Below are 10,524 nucleotides of genomic sequence, written 5' to 3'. Positions count from 1 at the left end.
CACGCCCATCCGGATGATTCCGCTGAACTCTCCGGGAATCCAGAAGCTCGTTTCCGAGAATCCCTACTACGTCATGACGGTCATCCCGGGCGGCATCTACAAGGGCGTCAACAGGGACGTTCCCACCTACGCCGTCAAGGCGACATTCGTGACGGACGACAAAGAGCCGAACGATGTGGTCTACAATGTAGTCAAGGCGGTTTTCAGCCGGCTGGGGGAGCTTCAGGCCGCACACGGCGCGTTCAAGACCCTGAAGGCTGAGGACATGCTGAAGGGTCTTTCGGCGCCGCTTCACCCGGGGGCGCTGCGCTACTACAAGGAAAAAGGCTGGAAGTAAAGATCGAGCGCCCTTTTTTCGACAGTGGCCGATTCCCGTATGGCATGGGTGAAATGACATCCCGCCCAGTGCGCCCAAACGGGGAGATGCGCATCCTCTGCCGAGGGAAGGGGGAAGGGTGAGCGAATCTCCCGTGGACCCGACCTACGCCGAAACCGGCCCGCGCCATCCGCAGAACCTCACGCGCTGGCTGATCGCGGCGCTGGGGCTGGCGTGGTCCCTGTTCCAGCTCTTCATCGCATATGAGCCGGTGAACGCCATCATCGCCCGAAGCGTTCACCTGACGTTTGCGATCGCGATGGTGTTTCTCTCCTTCCCGGGGACGAAGCAAGCCGGGACGCCGCGGTGGCTGGGCTGGTCGCTGCAGGTTTTCCCGGCCTTTCTCCGGCCCGCCCGCTCATCGCGCGATGCGATCCCCTGGTATGACTTTCTCCTGGCGCTCCTGGGGGCCTGCGGTGCCATCTATATGGCCTGGGACTACGAGGGCATCGTCCAGCGCTCCGGCCTTCCCATCGCCCGGGATGTCGCCGTGGGGGCGGTGTTTGTCCTTTTGCTCCTCGAGGCAGCCCGCCGCGCCCTGGGGCCCGCCCTCTCGACGCTGGCGCTCCTCTTCCTCCTCTATTCCTTCGCCGGGCCGTGGATGCCGCGTTTTGTGGCCCATCCGGGGGTTCCGCTGGAGTTTGTCGTCGATCACATGTTCCTGAGCGACAGCGGCATCTGGGGCGTTCCGCTGGGCGTTTCGACCAGCTTCGTTTTTCTCTTTGTTCTTTTCGGCTCGCTACTGGAGCGCGCCGGGGCGGCCAGTTATTTCGTCGAGGTCGCCTTCGCCGCCCTCGGCCGGTTCCGCGGCGGCCCGGCCAAGGCCGCGGTCGTCGCCTCGGGACTCACCGGCCTGGTATCGGGCTCCTCCATCGCGAACGTGGCGACGACGGGAACGTTCACCATTCCGCTCATGAAAAAGGTCGGCTTTCCGGCCCACAAGGCCGGAGCGGTGGAGGTGGCCGCCAGCACGAACGGCCAGCTGATGCCGCCGGTGATGGGCGCGGCGGCGTTCATCATGGCCGAGTTTTTGGGGATCGCCTATCTCGATGTGGTGCGCGCGGCGGTCATCCCCGCCTTTCTTTCCTACATTGCGCTTTTTTATGTGGTGCACCTGGAAGCGATGAAACTCGATCTTCGCCCGCTCCGCCCCGACGAGCTGCCCCCCTTCTGGCGAACGTTCGCCAGGGGGCTTCATTTTCTATTTCCGATCTTTGTCCTGATTTACACTCTTGCGGTGCTTCGCATGTCGGCGATCGCCTCGGCTTTCAACGCCATCTTTCTGACGATGGCCATTATCGTGATCCAGCGCCCGCTCGAGGCGAGTGTCCGTGTCATCGGCGAGATGCGCCGCGAAAAAAAGCTCGATCGATTGGCCGGCCTCTTCGGCGCCTCCCATTTCCATGAATTCGAAGAGCGCATCTGGCACGCGGTCCTCGAGGGCCTGGCGCAGAGCTTCGGCCAGATCTGGCAGGGGCTGGTGGCGGGTGCGCGGAACATGATGGGCATCGGCGTGGCGACGGCCGCCGCGGGGATCATCGTGGGGACGGTGACGCTGACCGGTCTCAGCAGCCGGTTCATCGAAGCGATCGAGATCATCTCGCTGGGCAACGTGGTCTTGATGCTCCTCCTGACCGCGCTGACGAGCCTGATACTGGGGATGGGGCTTCCCACGACGGCCAACTACATCGTGATGGCGACCCTGACGGCGCCCGTGCTGGTCACGCTGGGGGCGAAGTCCGGGTTGGTGATCCCGCTCCTCGGGGCGCATCTGTTTGTTTTCTACTTCGGAATATTGGCGGACGATACGCCGCCGGTGGGCCTGGCCGCCTTCGCGGCCGCCGCCATCGCGAAGTCGGACCCGATCCGGACCGGGATTCAGGGATTTGTCTACGATCTGCGGACGGCGGTGCTTCCATTCGTATTCATCTTCAACCTCGAATTGCTGATGATCGACAGTGTGACCCCGAAAGGGGAAATTATCTGGATCGACAGCTTCCCGCGCGTCGGCTGGATATCGCTGTGCGCGCTGATCGCCATGTTTTCGTTCGCCTCCCTCCTGCAGGGGTACTTCGTGCGAAGCTGCGCCTGGTGGGAGCGGGGGGTGCTGGCGGTGGTGTGCATTTCGGCCTTTCGCCCCGGGCTGGTTTCCGGATGGATGGACGGCCCCCGGTGGGCGGTCCAGGTGGGCGCCATCGCCCTTTTCGCGGCCCTGTATTCGTTCCAGCGGTGGACGGACACCCCCCTGGCCGCGGCGGAGCTTCGGATGGGAAAAGCGCCATAATTCCTTTAAAATCAGCATATTATATGATTTGCGTGGTTTCTTCAGGGGACGCATGTATAAAATGAGGGGGCGCGGATTCGCGGCTTTCCTCCGGATGTCCTGGAATTTTCTTACCGGGTCGGCCGCTGAACGGAATGGGGGCGGAAAGTGGAAGGGGCCGATCGCGAAAACCTCGACGAAATGATGGACTTGCTGTCCGACCCGGCGGCCTACGATCCGCCGCCGGAGAGGGTTGAGGTCGTCCAGACGCACGGGTGCTGCGTTTTTCTCACCGGCGCGCACGCCTACAAGATGAAGAAGCCGGTTGCCTACGCGTTTTTCGATTTCTCCACCCTCGCGAAGCGAAAGGCCGCACTCGAGCGCGAGCTGCGCCTGAACCGCCGCCTCGCCCCGAAGGTTTACGAAGAGGTGGTTCCCGTTTATGCCGCGGAGGGCGGGCTCCGTGTGGGCGGCCCGGCCGGGGGGAGCGATCCGGCCGAGTATCTTCTGCGGATGCGGCAGCTGCCCGCGGCGCGGTTTCTTCCCGTTCTCCTCGCCTCGGGAAAAGCGGGCCGGGCCGAGATGGCGCGCGTGGCGGAACGGGTGGCGGGTTTTCATCTTCAGGCCGAACGCGGCCCCGGTGTGGCGCACCACGGCGCGCTTCCCGCCGTCCGGGAGATGCTGCTCGGCAACGCCGGGGAGATTTCAGCGCTGCCCGCCGATGTGCGGCCGGGGGAGGCTGCGGTTTCGGCCTGGAGAAAAGCGCTCGGGCGCTGGCTCGATCAGCTGGCGGGCGTTATCGCCGGCCGGGCGGAAGGCGGCTTTGTCCGCGACATCCACGGCGATCTCCGCCCCGAGCACATCGTTCTCCTCGATGAAGACATCGTGATTTTCGACTGCATCGATTTCCGGGACGACTTCCGGTGCCTCGACACCGCCCACGAAGTGGCGGGCCTGGTCATGGAACTCCGGCAGGAGGGGCACTCGCGGGCCGCCCGCGATTTCCTGGCCGCCTATCTCGACCGGACAGGAGATGAGGCGCTCCTTCCCCTTCTCCCGATGTATCAGCTCCACCGGATGCTGGTGCGGGGAAAGGTCGAGGCTCTCAAGGCGGGATCGCCCGGACTTGCCGCCGGCGAGCGGAGGGCGGCGGCGGAGAATTCAGCAGCGCTTTTTGAGGCGGCCCGCCGGGCGGCGGGGGCGGGCGAGCGCCCGCGGCTGATCCTCACCTGCGGCCTGATGGCCTCGGGGAAATCGGCGCTGGCGCGCGGACTCGCCGGGGCGACCGGCGCCGCCCTGCATGTTTCCGATGTGCTCCGCAAGGAGATGGCCGGCGCGGCCCCGGACTCGCGGCACCCGGAGGCCTGGGGCGAGGGAATTTACGCGCCCGGGATGACAGAGGCGGTGTACGAGGAACTCCTGGCGCGCGCGCGCGCCGATCTGCGCGCGGGGCGCGACGCGGTCGTGGACGCGAGCTTCTCCCGGGCGGCCGATCGCGATTCCTTCGCGCGGCTGGCCCGCGGGGAGGGCGCCGGGTTCGGCGTCTTTCTTTGCGTCTGCCCCGATGCGGAGCGGCGCGCGCGGCTGATGCGGCGGGCCCGCGGGAACAGCGTTTCCGACGGCCGCATCGAGTTGATGGCGGCGCAGGAAGCCGCGTTCGAGGAAAACGGAAGCGCAAGCTGCGCGGCGATTTCCACGGCGGAGCCCAAGGGCGCCTCCCTCAGAGAAGCGCTGCGCGTTTTGTATCTGCCGGAAATCTGATACACAAGAATCGGAATTCAACGGGGCGTAGCGCAGCCTGGTAGCGCACCTGCTTTGGGAGCAGGGGGTCGCCGGTTCGAATCCGGCCGCCCCGACCAGCTTTGATCGGGCCGGAGAAAATCCGGCCCGTTTTTTTACCGCCCCGCTCCCTTGCCGCCCGAGAGGCAGCGGACGAAGGCATCCGCCAGATTCCGCATGATGGCGAAGTAAGCTTCCTTCCCGGGCGGAACATCCACCCCCAGCGGATCGAGAACCCCGGTGCGCGTGGGGGTTCCCGCGATCAGGGTGTCTACGATGCCCGGGGAGAACTGGGGCTCGGAGAAAAGGCACATCGAGGGAGCCGCCCGCAGTCTCCTTCGAATCTGGAGGATCCGCCGGGCGCCCGGGCGCCGATCGGGGGAGACGGCGATGCTCCCCACGCCCCGAAGCTGGAAGTGCCTTTCGAAATACTGGTAGGCGTCGTGAAAGACGACGAAGGGCGCGGCGCGGAGCGGCCGGAGGCGGGCCCCGATCTCCGCCTCGAGCGCCCGGATGCGGCGGGAGAGGCGCGCTCCGTTTTCGGCGTAGCGCCCGGCGTTTCTGGGGTCGGTTTTTTGCAGCACCTCGATGATCCGGCGGACCATCGCCCGGGCGTTTTCCGGGTTGAGCCAGATGTGCGGGTCGATCTCTTCGCGGGCGGGATGTTTTTTTCCGCCGTCATCATGATCCGCATCTTGCTCCCACATCCCGCCCTCCCGGGTGGGGTGGCGCTTCAGGCCGGGGGCTTTCAAAAGCGAAACGACGCGAGCCCCCCGGGGCAGGCTCTTCAGGATGCGGACCAGGAAGGTTTCGAGCTCCTCGCCCACCCAGAAGACGATGCCGGCCTGCTGGAGGGCGCGTGCCTGCGAGGGGCGCAGCGAATAGGTGTGCGCCGACGCGCTGCCCCCGATCAGCAACCGGGGCGCCCCGGCGCCCTCCATCACCCCGGCCACGAGGGCATGAACGGGCTTGATGCTCGCCACCACGCGGGGCGCGGCGGCGGCCTTTTCAGGGCCAAAAAGCAAAAGCAGGCACCCTGCCGTGAGGAGAGGTATCAGTTTTTTTTCAACACGATAGAGGGTTTTGCGCCACATAATGAAATGTTATAACATATCTATTGTCTTTACTCTACAGGAGGTGAATTTCTCATGCGGCAGCCGGCGGTCCAGGGCGAATTTCCCGCCACCGATCATGACCATGCCGCCTGCGTGGCGGTGGCGCTCCGGCGGGCGGAGGCGATCTGCGCCGCCCGGGGCACGCGGCTGACGCGCAGGCGCCGCGCCGTTCTCGAGATTCTCTGGGAGAGCCACTCTCCCGTGGGGGCGTACGCCATTCTCGAGCGGATGAACGCCGGCGCGGCGCGCCTCGCGCCCATCTCGGTCTACCGCGCCCTCGAATTTCTCATGCGGCAGGGCTTCGTCCATCGCCTCGCCAGCATCAATACCTATGCCGGGTGCGGATGGCCGGGGGCGCCCCACAGCGCCCAGTTCCTCATCTGCAGCGTGTGCGGAACGGTGGCGGAGCTGCACGATGAGAAGATTGGGGACGCCATCGTTTCCGCCGCCCGGGATGCGCGCTTCGAGGTGGACGCTCCCATCGTGGAAATTCAGGGTCTCTGTCCCCGCTGCCGGAAGGGAGCGCGCGCGACATGAGCCGCCCGGAGAACCCCGAGCCCCTGATAGAAGCGAGGGGGGTGTGGATATCCTTCGACGGGAATCCCGCCCTGGCCGGCGTGGACATCGCGATCCGGCCGGGGGAGATCGTCTCCCTGATCGGTCCGAACGGGGCGGGGAAGACGACCCTTGTCCGGATTCTTCTCGGCCTGCTCGCCCCCGATGCCGGTGAGGTGCGCAAGCGGCCCGGCCTTCGCGTCGGCTACCTTCCGCAGGAGATCCGGATCGATCCGGTTCTTCCGATGACGGTCCATCGGCTGCTGTGCCTGCCCTACGCCGTTTCCGAGGAGGCGATCCGGCACACGCTCGCGGAGGTGAAGGCGCCCGGCCTTCTGAAAAAGCAGGTGCATGTGCTCTCCGGGGGGGAGATGCAGCGCGTTCTGCTCGCGCGGGCCCTTTTACAGAATCCGGATCTGCTGGTGCTGGACGAGCCGGCGCAGAACGTGGACGTTGCCGGCCAGGCGGAACTCTACGAGCTCATCGCGCGGATTCGGGCGAAAAGAGGGTGCGGCGTCCTGATGATCTCCCACGATCTGCATCTGGTCATGGCCGCGACCGATCAGGTGGTGTGCATCAATCATCATCTGTGCTGTTCCGGCGAGCCCGAGGCGGTGAGCCGGCACCCCGAGTATATGGCGCTGTTCGGCGATCAGTCGGCGCGGAGCTTTGCCGTCTACACCCACGCCCACGATCATCATCATGGACTCTCGGGCGAGGTGGTGACCGAAAAGGAGAAGGGGACATCCTCCGGGGGGCATGCCGGTCATGACCATGCCGATCATACCCATGGCGAACATGCCCATGGCGAACATGAGGATGACGCCTGATGTGGGATGCGATGCAGGAGGGTTTTCTCTGGAGAAGTCTGCTCGGCGGCCTGGGGGTGGCGCTCGCAGCGGGACCGCTGGGGTGTTTCATCGTCTGGCGGGGGATGGCGTATTTCGGCGCGGCCTTGTCGCACGCCGCCCTGCTGGGGGTGGCGCTCGGCTTTTTTCTTCAGGTGAATGTGACGCTGGGGATTCTCGTGGTCTGCATTGTCTCGGCGGCGGGCATCGCCCTTGTGCAGCGGCAGAAGCGGTTTTCGAGCGATACCCTGCTCGGCATCATGGCCCATGCGGCGCTTTCTCTCGGCTTGATCGCAATCAGTTTCATGGAGCGGCTGCGTGTGGATCTGCTGGGCTATCTTTTCGGCGATATCCTGGCGATTACGCTCTCTGATCTGTACTGGATTTACGGGGGCTGCGCGCTGGCCATGGCGGCGCTCGCGTGGCTCTGGCGTCCGCTTCTGGCCATTACGGTGAACGCGGATCTGGCTTCGGCCGAGGGCATCTCCGAAGGCAAGGTCCGGATGATGTTCATGCTGCTCATCGCCGTGCTGATCGCCATCGCGATGAAGGTGATCGGTATTCTGCTGGTTCATTCCCTGCTGATCATTCCGGCGGCGGCGGCCCGTCCGCTCGCCCGGACGCCCGAACAGATGGCGGCGCTGGCTTCGCTCTTCGGCGCCCTCGCGGTGCTGGCCGGGGTGTTCGCTTCGTTCCAGTGGGATGTGCCGTCGGGGCCTTCGGTGGTGGTGGCGGCGACAATCATTTTCCTGATCAGCCTCTTGGCGGACAGGCTGGCCAGCGGCCGTTCCGCCTAGACCCTTTGCTTTTAATCCCAGTGCAGGGTTTTGAGGTAGCCCACCTCGGAGATTTCGACCCGCAGGGGGAGCCCCTCCGCGGTCTTGTGCATCTGGACGGTCTTCAGGTGAGCATAGGCTTCCCACAGAATGTGGCGGAAGGTCCATTCCAGGGTGAAGTGCAAAATCTCCGGGTCGGCCGCATCCATCCGAACGCCGCTCTCGTGGGTTTTCATGATGACGTTCTTCCGCCACTCCCACAGACTTTCGTTCTGGGGCGGGCGGCGCTGGGCCATCGGCGTTTTCTGCGAAATTTCCTTCTCCTGAAGAGAGGCCAGGGTTTCCCGGCCGAGGATCTCCCAGGCCATCCCGCAGCTGTCCTTCATGGCGGCGAGAATGTCCGCAAGTTCGGGGAAGCGTTCCGGATCGAGCATTCGCTCCGCCTGGCCCGATTCCGCCAGGGCGGGGTCGCGGGGCAGGCTCCCGCCGAAAAGGATGGCGCCCCACCGCCCGAGGAGCCAGCGGTAGGGCAGCGAGGCGACGTGGCTGGCCTGCGCCCGGATGGACCAGTGGCCCCAGCCCTTCTCCGGCCGGGTCCGCTCGAGCGCCTCCGCGGGCACCTCGCGGATTTCCTCGGTGAACATGGAGTGGATCTTCGTGTACTCCGGGAACAGGGTACGGCCGGGGGTGGCCGGGTCAAGATTCACGTTGCGCCCCTTTCCGCGCGATGGATTTGCCGATGACTTTTATCCGCATCATACGGGAGGCGGCACGTCTGGTGATAGCGGGGCGGCGGGGGCCATGCCATAATCGCGTGGTCATTTTCATGCCCTTTTCCTGGCGCCTTCACATATGGACTTTCTGAACACGGCGCCTCCGAATCTCCTGGCTTTTGGCACGGCGGTCCTGATCGCCGTCGCTCTCGTATTTTACCGGGATGCCCTCTCTCACATGAGTGTGATCGCGGCGACAGTCTGCGTCAATCTGATAATCAGTGTCGGCGGGGCCCTCCTTGTTTTTTTCTCGCGAGGACCCATCCCGTGGACCGGAACGGGGATCTTCTGGTTCGCGTTGGTGGGGGTGTTCGGGCCGTTCATGGGGAGGTATTTTCAGTACCATTCCATATCGTACATCGGACTTGCCCGGACGAACGTGCTCTCCCAGACGATGCCGGCCTGGTCCGCCGTGTTCGCCGTCGTGTTTCTGGGAGAGGACATCCGGGCCGGTGTCGGCCTGGGGACGGCGCTCATTCTTTCCGGGGCGGTACTTCTCGTCCAAGAGCGGGTGGCAGCCGCGGCGAAAGTGCCGCTCCGCTACTATCTGGTGGGCCTCCTCGCTCCGCTTTCCCTCTCGTTTACCCCGGCCCTGCGGAAGCTGGGGTTTCTGGCGACCCCCTCGGTCCCTGCCGGACTGGTGGTGGCCATGTTGACCGGAACGGTGGTTCAGCTGCTGTACTGGAGGCTGCTGCGGCCGGATGAAGCCTGGAAATGGAGCAAGCGGAGCATCGTCAGCGTGGTGATGGGCGGGGTTGTGAATCTCTTCGCGGCGCTGTGCTTCTGGACGGCCATCAAGACCGGAGAGCTCGTGTCGGTGGTTCCCATCACGCGCCTTTCGGTTCTCTTCGTTCTGGCGTTTGCGTGGCTCTTTTTCAGAAAACAGGAAAGGCTCACCTGGCGGGTCGTTGCCGGCGGCATGATTTCCCTGGCGGGAGCGGTTGCCATCGCCGTTTCCAAATAGCGGTCCCGCGTTAACGGAAGATTTTTCGAACGGCTTCCTGCAGTGTCGATAAATCGAAGGGTTTCGTGATGAAGGCTGTGGCGCCCATCCGCAGGGATCTGTCCCGGTCCTCTTTGAGGACCTGGGCGCTGATGGAAATCACCGGGAGGTCCCGGAGCGATGCGTTGTCCTTGAGGTGTTTCAGCGTTTCGAATCCGTCCATGATGGGCATTCTCAGGTCCAGGAGTATCAGGTCAGGTTTTTCCCGGACGCATATTTCCAGGGCTTCCCGCCCGTCGAAGGCGGAAAAAATCTCCTTCGCGCTTCTGAGAAAGATCCGCATCAACTCATGATATTGCTGAATATCATCAACGATCAGAATGGACATGTCCTTCCAGGGAGCATCGGGGGAGGATGTTTTCTTTTCCGGTTCGGGGGGGGCACAGGGGGTTTCCTGTGACTGTGGAAGCGTGAAGGTGAACGTGCTTCCTTTTCCCACCACGCTTTCCGCCCAAATTTTTCCCTTGTGCAGGGTGATCAGGTTGTGGGCGAGGCTCAGGCCGATCCCCAATCCGCCGGCCCGGCGCGTATAGCCGCCCTCGAGCTGGCGGAAGCGCTCGAAGATCGATTCGATTTCATTTACGGGAATCCCGATGCCTTCATCCCGGACCAAGACATGGATGTCCGGCCCGGAGGGCCGGGTTTCGATCCGGATCGTTCCGCCGTTGGGGGAATATTTGATGGCGTTGTCGATCAGGTTTGTCAACACTTGCTTGATGCGTATCGGGTCGCAAGGGATTTCCCTGCAGCCGGGGTCCAGATGGTTTTCGATGGTGAAGCTCTTCGGCAGTTGATCCCGGCGCATGTCCAGGGTAGAGGCGACCAGCTGATTGATGTCGGTGTTCCGGTATTCGAGACGGACTTTTCCCGCTTCGATCCGGTCGAAATCGAGAAGATCCTCGATAAGTTGGGCGAGATATTGGCCGGATGTTTTGATCTTCATGGCGTAATCGCGGATGGCTTGATCGGAGGACTCGAGGAGCAAGACGTCGCTGAAGGCGATGACGGCGTTGAGGGGCGAGCGGAGTTCATGGTT

At 64.0% G+C, this 10,524-nt stretch carries 10 protein-coding genes and 1 tRNA gene; 8 read left to right on the top strand and 3 right to left on the bottom strand.

Features of this window, described 5'->3' with window-relative positions; translation table 11 throughout:
* The 4 genes from O2807_05945 to O2807_05930 form a co-directional block, all read left to right on the top strand.
* On the top strand, nt 1-337 hold a 337-nt coding region (locus O2807_05945), incomplete at its 5' end, for a TAXI family TRAP transporter solute-binding subunit (protein MDA1000044.1).
* Nucleotides 338-455: 118 nt separating this feature from the next.
* A complete protein-coding gene (locus O2807_05940) occupies nt 456-2,660 on the top strand; it encodes a TRAP transporter permease (GenBank protein MDA1000043.1) in 2,205 nt (734 codons plus the stop codon).
* A 147-nt stretch (nt 2,661-2,807) separates the two neighbouring features.
* Entirely contained in the window at nt 2,808-4,400 is a 1,593-nt protein-coding gene (locus O2807_05935) for an AAA family ATPase (protein MDA1000042.1), read from the top strand.
* A gap of 21 nt (nt 4,401-4,421) precedes the next feature.
* Nucleotides 4,422-4,498, top strand: a tRNA-Pro gene (locus O2807_05930).
* Between the two features lie 36 nt (nt 4,499-4,534).
* On the opposite strand, the gene O2807_05925 is transcribed toward O2807_05930, so the two are convergent.
* The gene (locus O2807_05925; GenBank protein ID MDA1000041.1) at nt 4,535-5,443 is read right to left on the bottom strand and encodes a zinc ABC transporter substrate-binding protein; all 909 of its coding nucleotides are present in this window, start codon (nt 5,441-5,443) and stop codon (nt 4,535-4,537) included.
* Between the two features lie 123 nt (nt 5,444-5,566).
* Between O2807_05925 and O2807_05920 the strand changes: the two genes are divergently transcribed.
* Genes O2807_05920 through O2807_05910 form a run of 3 tightly spaced genes read left to right on the top strand, consistent with a single transcriptional unit; the run spans nt 5,567 to nt 7,733 of the window.
* A complete protein-coding gene (locus O2807_05920) occupies nt 5,567-6,070 on the top strand; it encodes a Fur family transcriptional regulator (protein MDA1000040.1) in 504 nt (167 codons plus the stop codon).
* Nucleotides 6,067-6,918 (top strand): zinc ABC transporter ATP-binding protein ZnuC, encoded by an 852-nt coding sequence (gene znuC, locus O2807_05915; GenBank protein ID MDA1000039.1) that lies wholly within the window; start codon nt 6,067-6,069, stop codon nt 6,916-6,918. The genes O2807_05920 and znuC overlap by 4 nt, the downstream gene beginning before the upstream one ends.
* Nucleotides 6,918-7,733, top strand: a complete 816-nt coding sequence (locus O2807_05910) for a metal ABC transporter permease (GenBank protein ID MDA1000038.1) — start codon at nt 6,918-6,920, stop codon at nt 7,731-7,733. The genes znuC and O2807_05910 overlap by 1 nt, the downstream gene beginning before the upstream one ends.
* Nucleotides 7,734-7,744: 11 nt before the next feature.
* Here O2807_05910 and O2807_05905 read toward each other — a convergent pair whose 3' ends face one another.
* On the bottom strand, nt 7,745-8,419 hold the full coding sequence (locus O2807_05905) for a hypothetical protein (protein ID MDA1000037.1): 675 nt from the start codon (nt 8,417-8,419) through the stop codon (nt 7,745-7,747).
* Nucleotides 8,420-8,564: 145 nt separating this feature from the next.
* On the opposite strand from O2807_05905, the gene O2807_05900 reads away from it, so the two are divergent.
* The gene (locus tag O2807_05900; GenBank protein ID MDA1000036.1) at nt 8,565-9,449 is read left to right on the top strand and encodes a DMT family transporter; all 885 of its coding nucleotides are present in this window, start codon (nt 8,565-8,567) and stop codon (nt 9,447-9,449) included.
* Between the two features lie 10 nt (nt 9,450-9,459).
* Here the strand turns inward: O2807_05900 and O2807_05895 are convergent.
* Nucleotides 9,460-10,524: ATP-binding protein (locus O2807_05895; GenBank protein MDA1000035.1), on the bottom strand; the 1,065-nt coding region annotated here is incomplete at its 5' end.

The organism is bacterium, assembly GCA_027622355.1.
In the GTDB taxonomy this organism is placed as follows: domain Bacteria; phylum UBA8248; class UBA8248; order UBA8248; family UBA8248; genus JAQBZT01.
Note: the sequence above shows the minus strand (reverse complement) of the source record. Positions and strands in the feature narration are given on the sequence as shown.

Bases quoted from the DNA above. Each gene is read 5' to 3' on its own strand.
- O2807_05910 (MDA1000038.1), top strand. From the start codon at position 6,918: ATGTGGGATGCGATGCAGGAGGGTTTTCTCTGGAGAAGTCTGCTCGGC.
- znuC (MDA1000039.1), top strand. From the start codon at position 6,067: ATGAGCCGCCCGGAGAACCCCGAGCCCCTGATAGAAGCGAGGGGGGTG.
- O2807_05900 (MDA1000036.1), top strand. From the start codon at position 8,565: ATGGACTTTCTGAACACGGCGCCTCCGAATCTCCTGGCTTTTGGCACG.
- O2807_05920 (MDA1000040.1), top strand. From the start codon at position 5,567: ATGCGGCAGCCGGCGGTCCAGGGCGAATTTCCCGCCACCGATCATGAC.